This window comes from Chryseolinea lacunae (assembly GCF_016735595.1).
In the GTDB taxonomy this organism is placed as follows: Bacteria; Bacteroidota; Bacteroidia; order Cytophagales; family Cyclobacteriaceae; genus Chryseolinea; species Chryseolinea lacunae.
On record NZ_JAERRB010000001.1, the window covers coordinates 1,427,243 to 1,442,171 of the forward strand.

15 protein-coding genes are annotated in these 14,929 nt (G+C 45.7%); 6 read left to right on the forward strand and 9 right to left on the reverse strand.

The features are described 5' to 3' along the window. Positions 1–87 precede the first annotated feature (87 nt). From JI741_RS05740 to JI741_RS05765, 6 genes are all read right to left on the reverse strand, one after another. Positions 88–675, reverse strand: a complete 588-nt coding sequence (locus tag JI741_RS05740; protein WP_202008034.1) for a Crp/Fnr family transcriptional regulator — start codon at positions 673–675, stop codon at positions 88–90. Positions 676–751: 76 nt separating this feature from the next. Continuing rightward, a complete protein-coding gene (locus JI741_RS05745; RefSeq protein ID WP_236675877.1) occupies positions 752–1,543 on the reverse strand; it encodes an alpha/beta fold hydrolase in 792 nt (263 codons plus the stop codon). Positions 1,544–1,682: 139 nt separating this feature from the next. After that, positions 1,683–2,552, reverse strand: a complete 870-nt coding sequence (locus tag JI741_RS05750; RefSeq protein WP_202008035.1) for an alpha/beta fold hydrolase — start codon at positions 2,550–2,552, stop codon at positions 1,683–1,685. Between the two features lie 129 nt (positions 2,553–2,681). Beyond that, positions 2,682–3,101: an OsmC family peroxiredoxin gene (locus JI741_RS05755; RefSeq protein WP_202008036.1), complete on the reverse strand. Its 420-nt coding sequence runs from the start codon at positions 3,099–3,101 to the stop codon at positions 2,682–2,684. A 46-nt stretch (positions 3,102–3,147) separates the two neighbouring features. Further along, entirely contained in the window at positions 3,148–3,957 is an 810-nt protein-coding gene (locus JI741_RS05760; RefSeq protein ID WP_202008037.1) for an alpha/beta fold hydrolase, read from the reverse strand. Between the two features lie 82 nt (positions 3,958–4,039). Further along, on the reverse strand, positions 4,040–4,705 hold the full coding sequence (locus JI741_RS05765; protein WP_202008038.1) for a Crp/Fnr family transcriptional regulator: 666 nt from the start codon (positions 4,703–4,705) through the stop codon (positions 4,040–4,042). Between the two features lie 581 nt (positions 4,706–5,286). On the opposite strand from JI741_RS05765, the gene JI741_RS05770 reads away from it, so the two are divergent. The 4 genes from JI741_RS05770 to JI741_RS05785 all read left to right on the forward strand — a co-directional run bounded on the left by JI741_RS05770 (position 5,287) and on the right by JI741_RS05785 (position 10,263). Then, entirely contained in the window at positions 5,287–7,803 is a 2,517-nt protein-coding gene (locus JI741_RS05770; RefSeq protein ID WP_202008039.1) for an ABC transporter permease, read from the forward strand. Positions 7,804–8,044: 241 nt separating this feature from the next. Beyond that, on the forward strand, positions 8,045–9,028 hold the full coding sequence (locus JI741_RS05775; RefSeq protein WP_202008040.1) for a hypothetical protein: 984 nt from the start codon (positions 8,045–8,047) through the stop codon (positions 9,026–9,028). Positions 9,029–9,037: 9 nt separating this feature from the next. Beyond that, complete coding sequence (locus JI741_RS05780) at positions 9,038–9,508, forward strand: hypothetical protein (protein ID WP_202008041.1); 471 nt, start codon at positions 9,038–9,040, stop codon at positions 9,506–9,508. 203 nt (positions 9,509–9,711) lie between these two features. Continuing rightward, positions 9,712–10,263 (forward strand): putative antibiotic biosynthesis monooxygenase, encoded by a 552-nt coding sequence (locus tag JI741_RS05785; RefSeq protein ID WP_202008042.1) that lies wholly within the window; start codon positions 9,712–9,714, stop codon positions 10,261–10,263. A gap of 73 nt (positions 10,264–10,336) precedes the next feature. Here the strand turns inward: JI741_RS05785 and JI741_RS05790 are convergent, their stop codons facing one another. After that, positions 10,337–11,236 (reverse strand): LysR substrate-binding domain-containing protein, encoded by a 900-nt coding sequence (locus JI741_RS05790; RefSeq protein WP_202008043.1) that lies wholly within the window; start codon positions 11,234–11,236, stop codon positions 10,337–10,339. A 117-nt stretch (positions 11,237–11,353) separates the two neighbouring features. Here JI741_RS05790 and JI741_RS05795 point away from each other — a divergent pair, with 117 nt between their 5' ends. Continuing rightward, the gene (locus JI741_RS05795) at positions 11,354–11,905 is read left to right on the forward strand and encodes a hypothetical protein (RefSeq protein ID WP_202008044.1); all 552 of its coding nucleotides are present in this window, start codon (positions 11,354–11,356) and stop codon (positions 11,903–11,905) included. A gap of 248 nt (positions 11,906–12,153) precedes the next feature. Here JI741_RS05795 and JI741_RS05800 read toward each other — a convergent pair whose 3' ends face one another. Together JI741_RS05800 and JI741_RS05805 are read right to left on the reverse strand one after the other, a co-directional pair. Next, a complete protein-coding gene (locus tag JI741_RS05800) occupies positions 12,154–13,149 on the reverse strand; it encodes an NADP-dependent oxidoreductase (RefSeq protein ID WP_202008045.1) in 996 nt (331 codons plus the stop codon). A 9-nt stretch (positions 13,150–13,158) separates the two neighbouring features. Then, on the reverse strand, positions 13,159–13,968 hold the full coding sequence (locus JI741_RS05805; protein ID WP_202008046.1) for an enoyl-CoA hydratase/isomerase family protein: 810 nt from the start codon (positions 13,966–13,968) through the stop codon (positions 13,159–13,161). A 383-nt stretch (positions 13,969–14,351) separates the two neighbouring features. Between JI741_RS05805 and JI741_RS05810 the strand changes: the two genes are divergently transcribed. Further along, positions 14,352–14,765 carry a winged helix-turn-helix transcriptional regulator gene (locus JI741_RS05810; protein ID WP_202008047.1) on the forward strand — a complete coding sequence of 138 codons (414 nt, stop codon included), beginning with the start codon at positions 14,352–14,354 and terminating at the stop codon, positions 14,763–14,765. Positions 14,766–14,929 lie beyond the last annotated feature (164 nt).

A 14,929-nucleotide genomic window follows, 5' to 3' on the forward strand; every position in this document is an offset into this window, starting at 1 on the left:
TTCTATAAGACAGGTTCTCGAAAGAGAGCCTGTCTTTACTATTATAACCTAAACGTTGCATGTCAACAATCGGCGACGCGATCTATGCTATTTCCCAGCCATCCTCTTTCTAATCCGGCTCAACGATGGGCCTTGTATCCCCAGGTATGACGCAATGTGATAGAGGGGCACGGAATTGTAAATGTCGGGGTGTTTCTGGGTCATTTCCAGATATCGTTGTTCGGGGCTTTTAAAAAGAAAGCCTTCGGTGTTCGACATAACATCGTTGAAGGCATGCTCGGCAACCACCCTTCCAAACTTTTCCCATCCGTGAGATTCTGAGTATAACTTATTAAGATGATCGATGTGAATGTATATAACCGTTGAATCGGTTAGTGAAGCGGTATGATATTCGCATGCTGTCTGATTTAAGAAGCTTTTGAACGACGTCATAAATTGCCGCTCAGTGAAGAAAAGCATATTCTTTTCGTCGCCTGTTTCTTCGCCTACATGGTATATTCTGAATACGCCACCTATCACAAAACCGAGGTGTTTGCAAACATTTTTGTATTCGTTGTAGAACTCACCCTTTTTGTAAGATTTTAGTTGCCAATACGGAACAGAAAGTTCGAAGGTTTTATCGTCCATGCCTGTCGCGGACTGTATGGCTGACTTTAATAGTTCTAGCTCGATCATATCATATTGGGATTATTCTTTACAAAAACAAAAGCTCACAAAAATTCATGTGAGCTTTTGCATTGGTTCAATTTTACTATTTAACACTCTTCACGATAGCTTCGGCAAGCTTGCCTGCAGAAGCAATGAATGATGTGTGACTGCTGATGAGGGTTTCCTCTTTGCCGACAGGTGTATTTTTAACCATTGCCTTTTGGGCATTAAAGCTCACCGCATTGTCGAGCGTTGTAAAGATGTAGGCCTTTTTCACTTTTCCAAAGTTCTTTTCTGTGAGCGAAACAGGCGTTGCCAAAGGCGCCAACGGTTCAGCTTTTGTGTTAGCAACCAGGTAAGTTTGTACTTCTTTGGGAGCGTCGAGGGCAAAAACGTCTACGATTCTGTCTTTTGCAATCACCGCGGTGCCGTTCTTCTCGTCGATGTTTAAATATTTTCCAATATGGCTATCCGGATCTTGCTTTGCAAGGGAAAGCAAACTTTCGCCGTTTCGGGGCAGGAACGCAGACAGGTAGACAAGCTCTTTTATTTGACCGGGTATTGCCTCGGCTGTCTGGCTGATGACCAGGCCGGCCATGCTATGACCAACCAGGATTATGTTCTTTTTAGAACCGATCGCGGTTGTTACGGCGTCTACATAAGATTGCAACGAGATGCCGGCAAAGGATGTCTCGTCTTTTCCATGACCGGGAAGATTGACTTCAATAACGCTATAGCCCTTTGCCTGGAGCAGAGGGGTCACGCCATGCCATGCAGAGGCATCGGCCCAGGCGCCGTGCACCAGGACAATGGTTTCATTTTTCTTTGCAGTTGACTGAGCAATGGCCGCAAAACCAAACATTGTGATTGCAGCAAGTAAGAGTGTTGATTTCATTTTCGTTTTTTTGGCCTTTGGCCTTTTTGTTTACACAAACCTACCAAGCCTGAACAACGTAAATTTTCACCCAGGTTAAAATCGCCGTTTACGTTTTCAGTTTCCGGTAGCATGTGCTGCCTCTGTTATTAGTTGTCTTTTAAACCTGTGTTCCCAGGAAAATTTCTACTTCCCTGACAAAATCTTCGTGATGCTGAAACAATCCGCCATGACCTGCATCGCTCCAAATGATGAGTTTGGAGTTGGGAATGTATTGCGACAAAACATAGGAGTTGATGGTAGGCACGATCAGATCGGTTGTTCCATTGACGATGAGCACGGGTTGTTTTATGGCCAGAAGCTGCTTGCGTTCGTCATCTTTCTGGTAGCCGAATGTTATGATTGCCTTCGCCTGCGCGCCCACCGTTTCGTTGGTGCTGGGGGTGTCTCTTTCGTTGGCCCTGAGTTGAAGTCGCTTCATAAAGGCCCTGCCGGCTTCTATGCTTTTGGCCGACTTTGCAAAAAACAGATTGACTAACGCATTCGCCGGCCCATCTTTGTAACCATCGCTGATTACTGATTCCAATTGGGTGATGCCTTCCGAGCCTATCGGGCCCGTGCCGGCCAACACCAGCTTTCTTACCAGCATTGGGTAATTGGCCGCAATGTCTTGCGCGATGAAACCACCCAGTGAGAAACCTAGTAAATCAAACTGGTCATAACCAAGTGCTTTAATAAAGTCGATGGCATCCTTCGCCATTTCAGAAATGGTGTCTGGGGTTTTGCCACTGCTGGTGCTCACGCCTTTGTTGTTAAACAAGACTACGTGGTGATTCTTTGCCAGCGCATTTGTTACCGCCGGGTCCCAATTGTCCATGGTGCCCGTGAAGTGCTGTAGAAAAATGATGGGTATGCCACCTTGTTTCCCAAACGAGCGGTATGCGAACTTCACGCCCTTCACATCAACATAGTCCGTTGGCACGGTTTGGTGCGTAAACGTTGTGTTGCCTGTGTTTGAATTCGGTTTCATTTTTTTGTGTTTAGATTTATAGTGATGTAAAAATCAGAGCAGCCATCAGCCTTGGCGGTGATGCAGAAGTTAAAAGGCATGACACTATCCAACGCGCTGCCAGCACCCCGAAGGCTGATCGCGGTCTGCTCAGGCGTAGGTTACGCTTAATGTGATCGGCACACTCAAGGCCTTTGAGATGATGCAATGTGCTTTTGCCCCTTCGGCGATTTCGGTGAATGTTTTTTCATCGACACCTTCAATAACGGTGGCCTCTAATTCCAGATGGATTCCCGTGATGCTTAATGCCTGCATGTCGAGATCTGCAATGGCGGTGGTGAAGATGTCGCCGGCGGTGATGCCGTGATGTGCCAGGGTGGCGCTAAGGGCCATAGAAAAACAGCCTGCATGTGCTGCAGCAATCAGTTCTTCGGGATTGGTGCCGATGCCATCGGCAAAACGGGTTTTGAATGAATAGCGGGTTTCTTTGAGCACCGTGCTTTGTGTGCTGATCTCGCCAAGGCCTTCTTGCAGGGTGCCTTTCCAATGTGCTTTTGCTGAACGTTTCATAGTGATCGTATTTTGATTGATTGATGAAAATATTTTCTGTTGAATATTATTTTACAATGTTGGTGAGCAGGATGGCGACCGAATCTGGTTTCACAAGGAAGGGGCTGTGGCCGGTGTTTAACGCATAGGTTGCTGCAAACTGAGGTGTTGCTGCCAGCATGCGTTTTTGCAGATCGGGAGTGATGGTGTGGTCTACCAAGGTTTTGATATAGACCTTTGGCACCGAACCATAGTTGGCCGTGGTTAACGCCACCTTGTTGGTGAAGGGGATCAACGGCTCGGTTTGATAGTTTGACAGCACCAGGTCTTTCTGGCTGGTGGTTCCATCCTGTATAAAGGCATTGATGATCTGCTCAGAAACGACATCAATGGTTAACTCGTCGCCAGATGGCCTAAGGTTTCCATGCAACACGGACGTGGTGTCGGGTAGTGCCAGATCTAGCAACGACTGGCCCGACACCGGAACGAATGCTGCGACATAGATCAGCTTTTCAATTTTGGCAGGAATCTTTTCTGCAACTTCAGAAATCACGACACCACCCATGCTATGGCCCACCAGAATAACCTGGCCGCTTAGCGTATTGATCGCGTCGACAACAGCATCGCGATACACGTCGATGCTCAGGTTTTGGGGAGCGGTGTGATCAGAACCGTGACCGGGCAATTGCACTACCACAACCGTGTTGCCCGATTTTTCCAGGTTCGCTTTCACGTTGGCCCATGCATAAGGCGCAGACCATGCTCCCGGCACAATCACATAGGTCTTGGTGACCAGCGTGGGGTCATCATCTTTGGAACACGACAACAGCACTGCAAAAACAACTAAAAGGGTGAATGACAATAAGATTTTTTTCATGTTTTGGTTCGTCTAATTTGTTTGTGTTTTTTTTAGACGATGCAAACCTAGCTTGGCCCAAACCGAATATTTTTCACCCAGGTTAAAATCGAAATTCTTTTTTGGGCTCAACAGAAACGGCAGTGTTAACGGCCACCGGGTTTTCTTTTGTGACAATTCGTTTTCTGATTCGGCTAAGCGATGGCCCTTTGATGCCAAGGTAGGATGCGATATGATAGAGCGGCACTGAATTGAAAATGTCGGGGTGAACGCTCACCAGTTCACGGTAGCGCTCTTCCGGGCTTTTGAACATAACGGCTTCGGTGTTGGTCATCACGGCGAGTAGCGACGATTCGGCAAACACCCGCCCGAAGCGATCCCAAACCGGCGATATTTTATAGAGATGCTGCAGGCTGTCGTGGTGGATATATAATATTTTTGATTTGATGAGCGATTGCGTATGATAGTCGCAGCTGTTCTGACTAAAAAAACCTTTGAACGAACACATGAACTGATTCTTGGTGAAAAAGAACATGTTCTTCTCCGCGCCCGACTGGTCGTGAAACCGGTATATTCTGAACACGCCATCAAGCACAAAGCCAAGATATTTGCACACGTTCTTATACTCATTAAAGAACTCTCCCTTTTTGTAGATTTTGTGTTGCCAATAAGGAACAGAAAGATCAAAGTCTTCGTCGCGCATACCCGAACAGTCTTTCACAAACTTTCTTAACCTTTCTATGTATTCATTGGTCTGGATGCTTCTCATGATTTGCCTTTGTAACTTTTTTTGTGACACATAGGCCGGTCGGGATATGTGTTGTATGAAAATTGTTTTACTAAATGCACGCCGTTCAAGGAGGTTAAAAGCCTTGCCAGGTCATTTGTCTACAAATGAACCATCGCTGAAAGCGAATTTTTTTCACCCAGGTTAAAATCGGAATGGTTTTTTATTTCGAACTGTAAAAGCAAGTTCGCGTGAGCGCGAGTGCCTCGCATGTAAACTAGCTTATCGACAACGCCGCTTTGAAATGCCACGACGTCCGCGGCGTGGTTTCATGCCGGTTGGGGCAAGGGGCACCGGTTCAAGATAATTTGAGAAAGAAATGCTATTTTGTGTAACTGAATTTGCCGCGTGGGTTTTTTGGTGCTGAACGTTTGTGCGATAGGAGAAATTTGCTGCATCAAGTTCTCGTGCTTTTCATAGCCCCGCTCCCGGGCCGTCCCGACGCGCCAGCCACGCCTCCATCAGGGCTTGGGGGTGAATGAACTGCCACAGAAAATTTTAACCGGTCAACACTAAACTATTGCGGCCTTAGCAACATCCCAGCACTATCACCCCCAACTACCATGATCAAATCTTACCTAATCGTCGCCTGGAGAAATCTGCTGAGAAATAAGATATTCTCTTTCATCAACATCATCGGTCTTGCCATCGGCATGGCCGTTGTGTTCATGATCTATCAATACATTCAGGCCGAACGAAGCTACGACTTGTTTCATGCAAACGCATCGCGGCTCTATCGCGTGCCCATTCAATATAGCGGCGCGCTTGCGGCAGGCCCATCCGCCACCAATCACCCGTCTATCGGTCCAGCCATGAAGGCCGACTTTCCCGAGGTCGAAGACTTTGCCAGAGTGATGCGCGGGTCGCAGTTTTTTCCCGCCGTCACCTTCACCTATGAAGGCGATCCCAAGGGCCCCTTAACCTTCAACGAAGAGGCTGTGTTCTTTGCCGACAAATCCTTCCTCTCCATGTTCTCTTTTCCATTGCTCGAGGGCGACACAAGTGCGTTGAGCGACATGAAGTCGGTGGTACTTCGGAAGGAGATCGCAAAAAAATATTTCGGCAACAAACCAGCCGTGGGCAATATATTGTTGCTGAACAGAATGCCCGTGAAAGTAACGGCCGTTGTGGAAGTGCCCGAAAACTCGCACCTGCAGTTTAATGTGCTGCTGTCTACCAGCTTGCTGGGCCCCAATTGGGGCTACGACGAATGGGCATGGCCCGAGTTCTATAACTATGTGTTGTTGAAACCCGGCGCAAGCCCCCATGCCCTGGAAGCAAAGTTGCCGGCACTCATGGAGAAACACACGGCAAAGATCTGGGAGCAATACAAGTTCAGGTCACGCATATGGCTTCAGCCAATCACCGACATTCATTTGAAATCAGACTATACACTAGAGCAAAGCGCAAACGGAAGCGAACGAACAGTCTATTTCTTGTCGCTGCTGGGCATCTTCATCCTCGTCATAGCATGGATCAACTATATAAATCTTTCCACGGCAAAGGCGCTTGAGCGGTCTAAGGAAGTGGGCTTGCGGAAAGTGTCGGGAGCATCACGCATCCAGTTGATGACGCAGTTCTTCTTCGATGCATTCCTGGTCAACATCTTTTCCATTGTGCTGGCGGCAATCATCACCGTGATTGTCACTCCCTATTTCGAATCACTCATAGGCCGGAATTTTTCTCAGACGCTCATGGCGTCCGGCACCTTCTACACACCATCCTTCTGGGCCACGGTGGTGCTCACGTTGCTCGTCGGCATCGCGGTGGTTGGGTTTTATCCTGCGTTGGTATTGTCGTCCTTCAACCCCGCCGTTGTTCTGAAAGGAAAGTTCATCAAGTCGGGCAAAGGCACGGCGTTGCGCAAAGGCATGGTCGTGTTTCAATATGTGTTGTCCATGATTCTGGTGGCGGGCATGGTCACCATGTCCACGCAAATGAACTTCATGCAAAAACAGGACCTCGGCTACGACAAGGAACACATGCTGGTGGTGCGGGCGTCGCCGATAGGTGACTCAACCTATGGAACGCGCGTCAATCAATTTATGAATGCTGTGCGGCAACTGCCGCAGGTGAAACAGATTGCAGGATCTACCGAAGTGCCGGGGCACGTCATTGTGGAACGAAACAATGTTCGCCGGGTCACGCAAGATGAATCGGGCAACGTCGGCACGTTTTTTATCAATACCGACGAGAATTTTTTCTCCACCTATGGCATAAAGATCGTGGCGGGGAGAAACCTCACCGAACAAGACAGGTTTCTCTATGTGCCGAGAGATGTAGACCCAAGTCAACCCAAGCTCATCACAGACGATGGCTACCTGATATCAGGAGCATCAAACCGCATCATGATCAACGAAGCCCTGGCACAAAGCCTGGGGTTCAAGAAACCCGAAGATGCAATCCACGAAAAGGTTGTGTTTGAGCAGGGCCGCAAATTTGTGGGCGAGATCACGGCCGTGATCAGCAATCACAATCAACTGTCGCTTCGCGAAAAATATCAGCCCATCATCTATTATTATCCGATGTACGATTTTTGGCCCTACTTCTCCATAAAGATCGATGCCAAAGAATTGGAAACATCGGCCATGATCAGCCAGGTCGGCAAACTATTCTCAGATGCGTTCCCCAACAGTGCCTACGAATATTTTTTCCTCGACGATCATTTCAACAACCAATACAAGAACGACGTGCAGTTTGCCAGCATCTTTGGTGTGTTCACCATTCTCGCCATCATCATTTCTTCATTGGGCTTGCTGGGCCTTGGCATCTTCAGCGTCTCACAACGCATCAAAGAGATCGGCATCAGAAGAGTGCTTGGCTCGTCGGTCGGCGGAATTCTGTTTCTGTTTTCAAAAGATTCGTTTTGGCTGCTGGTCATTGCCTACGGCCTGTCGCTTCCGGTCACCATCTTGGGCATAAGCAAGTGGCTCGAAAACTTTGCCTTTCGCGTAGGCTATGAATGGCAAATGTTTGTTTTCCCCCCGCTGCTGCTGCTGGCCATTTCGCTTGTCACCATTGTTTTTGTCACGGTGAAGTCGGCGGCGACAAGTCCGGCGGTTTTGTTGAAAACAGAATAGGCCGGTGGGGATATATGATTTCGTCAACCGTCACACGTATATCCTTCCATTCATTGACCGAACAAATCTCTGCCGCCGTACAGCCGCATGACGAACCAACCGACGGCCTGATGATTAAGATGCTGCAAACTCCGACGCCATCAGCTCCGGAGTTTGCAGCGACAATCTTTCACATAGCAGACCGAAGTGACATCAAATTTCCAGACCGGCAGAAATTTCAGTATTTTTGACATTAGTCAAAATGAAATTTTTAATACTCATATCCTTTGTGCTTGCGTCATTGCAAGTCTCCGCACAGTCGCAATTCAATGGCGATAAATTATCAAATGAAGCGAAGGGCATAGTTTCACTAATCGAGAACGACGACACCGTACCATCCAACACCATGGGTCTACACGCTGGATATCTGCCTAAAGATTACCCACTAACGTTACTGAGAGAAAAACTCACGATTGAGGAGTTGGTTGAGCTAACAAACCATAATAGTCCCATCGTGAGATGGTATGGCTTCAAAGCGCTAACGCAACGTAGCGAGAACGCAGCCTTCCAGGTCATAACGAGTCACCTGCAAGACACGATACAAATTTCAACCTACTCCAGCTGTTTAGAGCGCGATGAGTTCGTGGGAGACTATTTCCTGGATGTCTTTCGGGGTCATGAGGCAATTTCTCACGACTCGCTGCATTCAAATACTTTGGATAGCCTTCTTATTTTTACTCCAAACAAATTGGAGGCTAGGAACTGGGCAATCAGAAGAGCTGGAAAGAAGTTAAAATATTACAGTAAGATAAGAGAGGTTGCAATCACCGATAGACTGGCCGGAGCTGTAATTGCCCTTGCCAATTTCAAAAGAGCAGAAGATGCCGACATTATCATGGAGATGAAAGTTACTGGAGAACCGTTTAGGCACTATCCGTTAGCAACCACATTTTTTGCCATTAGTAAATTTCCGCATCCCAAGTTCCTGCCTTTCCTCGAGGATCATCTACAACAAATCATGAGTAAGCCACCTGGTGTTGAAAGCTCTTTCTTCTATCAGGCCATATCCAACTATAATAATAAACAAGGGGGGGTTCTATTGGCTCGCGGGTTTCAAATTAATGATAAGGCATTAAGGTCAAAGCACCTCGAAGAATTATCCCGGGCTTTAACTAAAAACTCAAATCCTATTTATAAAGATCTCCGAAAAAGGATAACCACTGAGGCAAAATTTCAAGTTGACTAGTGTGAATTTATGAGATCAACAGATAACCCTATTGAGGCAGCGAATCACTTTGCAAAAACAGCTTCTGCGGAGGGGTTCTCGTTCGACTTTTCGCTGCAAAGTCTGGAATCTGAAATTGACAAATTCTTGGACAAACACCGCTTCACCAATGAAACATCTAAATCTGAAATAGAATGCAAGCTGACCGCCTATATAGGCGAGACAATTAGACGTTTATATGAGGGGGAGTGGACGGGCGACTACTTCGGACAATCATCTTCTTATCGCGGACCGAATTTTTATACATGCAAAGTGAGCATTGGGAAATTTGAATTCTTTCCGAACCACTTTATTGCTTATTATCTGGAAAATGGAAAAGAGTCAGAGGGCACATTTTATGATTACCTCCATAGTCGGGACAATTCGCACGGACTATTTCACGACTTTTTAGGGGGTGGGCTTTTGAACATTATAGCAAGGGAAAATTCCACCACCATTTGAGCAGAAACAAGTCTAAACAATCAAGGGCTTCGAAAGCTAGACGAAGTTCAATCCTTTAGCGAACTTTAGCTGGACAAGCTGTCCTGCAACAAAGTGGTCAATGGGGTCGGAATTTTCAAATTAGCCCTCTGCGCAACAAAGCTTATGTGCTAACTTTAGGAACAACTTCGATGACAACATTAGAACCCAGAAACAATATCTTTATGGAACAGCAAGGTGCATCCGTGGTAATCAATCACCACATCGTAGACGGGAAGCAAAATCAGTATGAAGACTGGTTAAATAAAATTGCTCCACTATGTAGAAATGCTCCTGGCTACATCGACTGGCAAATCATTCGCCCTATTCCCGATTTAACTTTCAATTATACCGTCATCATTCGATTTGATACTATTGAAAACCTGAGCGCCTGGATGGAGTCAAAGGAGCGGAGAGATCTTATTGAAAAAGCTAAGCCACTCTTCGCGAAAGACGATAACTATTTTATTCGATCCGGCCTGGATTTTCTTTTTCCTGGCGATAATGAAAAGCAGAAAGTCCCCGTGCGCTGGAAACAGTATTTAGTAACATGGTCGGCCATTTATCCATTATCCATTGTTGTCCCGCTGATAATCCTTCCCATTTTAAAAATGGTACATATTCCGGAAAACAAATTTCTCAGCTCATTCTTTGTTTCTGGGAGTGTTGTTTTCATCATGGTTTATTTGCTGATGCCTAATTATACACGAATAATCAAAAAATGGCTTTACAAATAATTTGCAAGAGCTACGCACATGCAAAGGGAAGCATTAATAAATGGAGATATTTAACCTCCACGTTGAAACGTGCTCATTTGTGGGCATGGTCATCATAGGCGAAAGCATGCTGCTTCAAAGACTCTGCTAATAATGATGCAGCCTTTTTCCGGTAAGCGTCTTTAGGCCAGGTAATCGTTGCCTGTCGGATCATACCGGCTCCCGTAAGTCTTACGGCTTTTAACTTGGGATGATTAACGACCGTTGAGCTCATCAGTACGGTAACCCAACGTCCAAAGCGTACAAGTTGCAATAAGGTGTGAATATCGTTGACCTCCATGTTTGGCCTAAGGACAAGATCTTGATCACGCAGGATCTTATCAAAGTAATTGCGGATACTGTACCCACCCGATGGTAATATAAGGGGAAGGGTGATGAGTTCCTTCAGGCTTACCGATTTTCTTTTAACTATCGGATCACTGGATTTCACAATCAGGGAAAGTCGGGAAGAAAAAAGGTGATCTGTGATCAGCATGTAGTTTTCTTTCTGTTCGTAAAAAGAAAGCATCATATCCAGTTTACCGAGCTCCATCTCCTGCAACAACTCTTGCGTTGTGCCAAAATTAATGGTCAGTTTAATCGCTGGATATTGCGCACTGAAGTCGGCAATGGCCTTGGCAAGTAGTTCCGCTAGTCCATAGGTGAGGCCAATGGTCAAAGAGCCTGTTTTCAAACCCATCTGATCCCGCAGCAAATCCCGTCCGTTTTCAGCGTCCTTCACCGTCTTTATTGCATACGGCAAGAAAGTACTACCTGCATCCGTCAGGCGGACACGCTTTGCAATCCGGTTAAACAAGGGAAGCCCAAGCTCATCCTCCAGCTGTTTGATCTGTTGCGATAATGTGCTTTGAGTAATGAACAAAGCCTCAGCGGCATTGGTGAAGTTTTGTAGCTCAGCGGCCTTGATGAAATACTTTAATTGCCTTAGTTCCATAAAACGCAAGTTACAGCATAATCGGTTTTAACGATTAACTATATAGAAAAAATGAGTTTAGACGATTAAGCAATCTGTTGCACCTTTGACTTGTCAAACAAAAAAAAGAAACAGATTATGGAAATCCAACAAACTCAGGCCAATGCTTTATCCCATGCTGTGGCAAAAGCAATTATTAACGCACCAATAGAAAAAGTAGACATCGCTGACTGGCTATTGAACCTTCCCGATGCGGAATACCAGAAATGCTCCGTCAACCATATCGCTGCGGGAGTAACCAGCACTTATGAGGGGCAGCCGATGTCCATCAATGTAGAGATGATTGGTGATGCGTTGGTAATCCAGCATTACGTGGCTACCGAGCACGGACCACATTATTGCCGCATGCTTTCACAATCCGATGTGATTGGAAAAAATGGTCGCAGCAAAGTTCAGGTACTTTGGGAGCTTAAAGCGACAAAGATTGACGAGCACACTTGCGAATACACCAATGAAATTCATGCTACAGCCACTCCCGAATTTCTGGCTTTTATCCGGGAACATAACATCACGTTGGCGCAGGCTGCAGCGGCAAGGCAGTCTGCATCTGATTTACACAATCAGGAAGAAACACCCCTCTTTGCTAAAAGCATAGCACTAAAAGCCTTAACAGGTAAATATGGCATTTGAGAATACGCGAATGTTTATAAACGGCATAATTACCTCATCCCTCGATGGGTGCTGGCACGGAGGTAGGAAGACCTTTTATTATTTTATTTATTCCTTTATCATCCTCTCAATTAATGATACTATCGTATTTACCTTTTCAGGCCATCAAAATAACAGGTTTAAGCAGTCGTCCGATTTTTATTACAGCAAGCACTGTAACTACTTAAGTAACAATCACACCCGGGAAAGACAAAGTCCTACCGAGTCAGTTACTTTACCTTAAGAACAACTTTCCCTCGTGCCCGACCACTCTGCACGTACAGCATGGCTTCGTTGGTTTGATCAAATGAAAACACTTTGTCAATGATCGGGCTAATACTCCCGCTTTCAATCAATTCACCAACTTCAGACAACTGTTTTCCATTCGCTTGCATAAACAAAAAGGAGTATGCCACGTTAAGACGCTTCGCCTGTTTCATGATCTTTCGACTTAACAAAGAAATAAGCGTTCTCATAATCCAAGACAAACCGATTTCCTTCGCAAAGGTGACATCGGGAGGACCGGAAATGGAGATAACCTTTCCGCCAGGCTTTACTATCCGTAATGATTTTTCAAGTGTGTTTGCATCCTGGCTGTTTAAAACGAGATCATAATCTTTCAATATTGTTTCGAAATCCTGTGTTTTATAATCGATCACCACATCAGCGCCAAGGCTCTTCACAAGGTGAGCATTAGCAACGCTTGTTGTGGTGGCAACAGTGGCGCCGATGTGTTTTGCCAGCTGTATGGCTATCGTTCCTACTCCACCGGATCCGGCCTGAATAAATACCTTTTGTCCCTTTTGCAGTTTTGCTTTTTCAACAAAAGCCTGCCACACTGTGAGTGCTACCAGCGGAAGAGCAGCAGCTTCTTCCATGGAAATATTTGCTGGCTTCAGGGCTATGTCGCGCTGGTTGACGGCAATGTATTCCGCAAAGGCTCCCGGCTTTGCTGCCCTCGCAAAAACCTCATCACCCACCTTGAAGTGATCGACACGAGCACCTGCGTTAGTGACCACGCCCGAAACGTCATAACCCAACACTAAAGGAAGTTTGTAAGGCATCAGTAATTTGAACTCACCGCTTTTCACTTTCACATCCAATTGATTGATGCTGGCAGCATGTACTTCCACCAGCACTTCATCATCGTTAATGGTGGGTACAGCTATCTCTGTTTTTGCTACTGCCTGGTTCTTGCCGTATGTATTGATCGTAAATGCTTTCATAACATAAATTTACTCCGAAACTCTCTTCCCAAGGTTCAATTCCAGATCGCCATGCTGCTGCAAGCCCTTCTCAAAGAGCTTTTTGATGCGCTGTCCTGCTTCCGGCCATTGCAATGCCGCAAAGAATTTTGCTTGAGTGTCAAGGATCTGTTCATTAGTTGGAAGTGGTGCCCTCAGATTCATTATTTCTTTAATAGATGCAATGGCTTTTTTATCAAAGCCTGCAATTCGTTTAGCAAGTGCATCCACAAATGAATCAAGCGTCGCATCGGGGATAGCCCTGTTCACCCATCCATAGAATGCGGCTGTTTCAGCATCATAATCGTCTCCGCTTAAAATAATTTCCAACGCCCTCGCCTTTCCGGTGAGCAAATGTAGCCGCTCTAATCCGCCCCCACCTGGAAATGCACCAATCCCAATCTCTACCTGCGCAAAGAAGGCTTTCTCTTTGCTGGCAAATCGCATATCAAAAGCCTGAGCAAATTCACTACCCAACCCTCGCGCTCTTCCCCGGATGGACGCAATACTCACGAAGGGGGCTTGTTCCAAACGTCTGGCTATGTCCGGCCATGACATCGAAAGCCCTGTTCTGCCCATACCTTTTGGAAATTCGTTTACGTTCAGCAGCTCTACGTGGGCAACAAAAAAATTGGGGTTGGCACTTTCAAATACAACCACCTTCAGGTTTTCATCTGCCTCCAGTTCATCCATCAATACAATCAATTGTTTCGAGAATTCAGTATCAAACATATTGATAGGAGCATTATTGAAAGTCACTTTCCAATAGCCCGAGTTCACTTTTTGTGTGGTGAAAATCATAATCAGTTTTGTTTACGTGTTTTTTATAATTAGGAAAGAAACAGGTGGATAGAACCGGCAATCAGCTTAGGGTGCTGGTGCTGCAAGGCGTGCCCCGTATCGGTAATGATAATATGTTGCATAGAAGGAGCTTGCGTAAAAGTGGGAGCCAGTTCTCAACAGCAAAGCTGATGTCGTCATACCGGAATAGCGCCCTGCCAAATTGCCTGAAAGTCAGTTGCAATCCGTTGATGGCGCCAAACTTTATTTCGGAATTTGAGAAGTTTGCTGACATAGTGAATTATTCAATGTTAACCAGTAGAGTAGTATATTTGCACTTGCAAAACGCAAGTGCAAGATGCATTAAATCACTTGCACAATGCAAGTGCTATTGAAAATATTTTATGGCTGATATAAAAAAAAGATCTGGATGCCCCGTCAGTAGCTCGCTGGACATCTGGGGGGATAAATGGTCATTGTTGATTATTCGCGACTTGATGTATGCCAAGCAATGCACCTATGGCGATTTTTTGAAATCCGAAGAAAAAATCGCCACCAACATTTTGGCATCGCGGCTGGAAACATTGGAAGCAACAGGAATAATTACCAGGTTGGAGCACCCGGATAGCAAAGCCAAAGTCCTTTACAAACTCACACAAAAGGGAATCGACATGTTGCCCATATTAATGGAGATCTATTTTTGGGGAGAGAAATATTTTGTTTTATCCGATCAGCATAAAGCATTTCTCAAAGATGTGAAAAAGGATAAGGAGGGATTTATCAAAAGGACGAATGAGAAACTGAAGAAAGCGATTTAAAACCGTCAACTAGGGCTAATACAAGGTTCGTTGAATTTTCAGGTGCGGCACTTTCCATCAGCGGGGTATTTGTATCTTAAAAGCTAAGAAATAAAACGGTAAGACTTCCGATTCCGGTAGATTTTGTTTGACATAGGTCTTAATCAAATGAGATGGAATTGTTC

Excerpts from the sequence above, each read along its gene's own strand:
- JI741_RS05765 (WP_202008038.1), bottom strand. The coding sequence starts at position 4,705 with ATGAGAAGCATCCAGACCAATGAATACATAGAAAGGTTAAGAAAGTTT.
- JI741_RS05750 (WP_202008035.1), bottom strand. The coding sequence starts at position 2,552 with ATGAAACCGAATTCAAACACAGGCAACACAACGTTTACGCACCAAACC.
- JI741_RS05790 (WP_202008043.1), bottom strand. The coding sequence starts at position 11,236 with ATGGAACTAAGGCAATTAAAGTATTTCATCAAGGCCGCTGAGCTACAA.
- JI741_RS05740 (WP_202008034.1), bottom strand. The coding sequence starts at position 675 with ATGATCGAGCTAGAACTATTAAAGTCAGCCATACAGTCCGCGACAGGC.
- JI741_RS05775 (WP_202008040.1), top strand. The coding sequence starts at position 8,045 with ATGAAATTTTTAATACTCATATCCTTTGTGCTTGCGTCATTGCAAGTC.
- JI741_RS05760 (WP_202008037.1), bottom strand. The coding sequence starts at position 3,957 with ATGAAAAAAATCTTATTGTCATTCACCCTTTTAGTTGTTTTTGCAGTG.
- JI741_RS05810 (WP_202008047.1), top strand. The coding sequence starts at position 14,352 with ATGGCTGATATAAAAAAAAGATCTGGATGCCCCGTCAGTAGCTCGCTG.
- JI741_RS05795 (WP_202008044.1), top strand. The coding sequence starts at position 11,354 with ATGGAAATCCAACAAACTCAGGCCAATGCTTTATCCCATGCTGTGGCA.
- JI741_RS05755 (WP_202008036.1), bottom strand. The coding sequence starts at position 3,101 with ATGAAACGTTCAGCAAAAGCACATTGGAAAGGCACCCTGCAAGAAGGC.
- JI741_RS05780 (WP_202008041.1), top strand. The coding sequence starts at position 9,038 with ATGAGATCAACAGATAACCCTATTGAGGCAGCGAATCACTTTGCAAAA.
- JI741_RS05770 (WP_202008039.1), top strand. The coding sequence starts at position 5,287 with ATGATCAAATCTTACCTAATCGTCGCCTGGAGAAATCTGCTGAGAAAT.
- JI741_RS05800 (WP_202008045.1), bottom strand. The coding sequence starts at position 13,149 with ATGAAAGCATTTACGATCAATACATACGGCAAGAACCAGGCAGTAGCA.
- JI741_RS05745 (WP_236675877.1), bottom strand. The coding sequence starts at position 1,543 with ATGAAATCAACACTCTTACTTGCTGCAATCACAATGTTTGGTTTTGCG.
- JI741_RS05805 (WP_202008046.1), bottom strand. The coding sequence starts at position 13,968 with ATGATTTTCACCACACAAAAAGTGAACTCGGGCTATTGGAAAGTGACT.
- JI741_RS05785 (WP_202008042.1), top strand. The coding sequence starts at position 9,712 with ATGGAACAGCAAGGTGCATCCGTGGTAATCAATCACCACATCGTAGAC.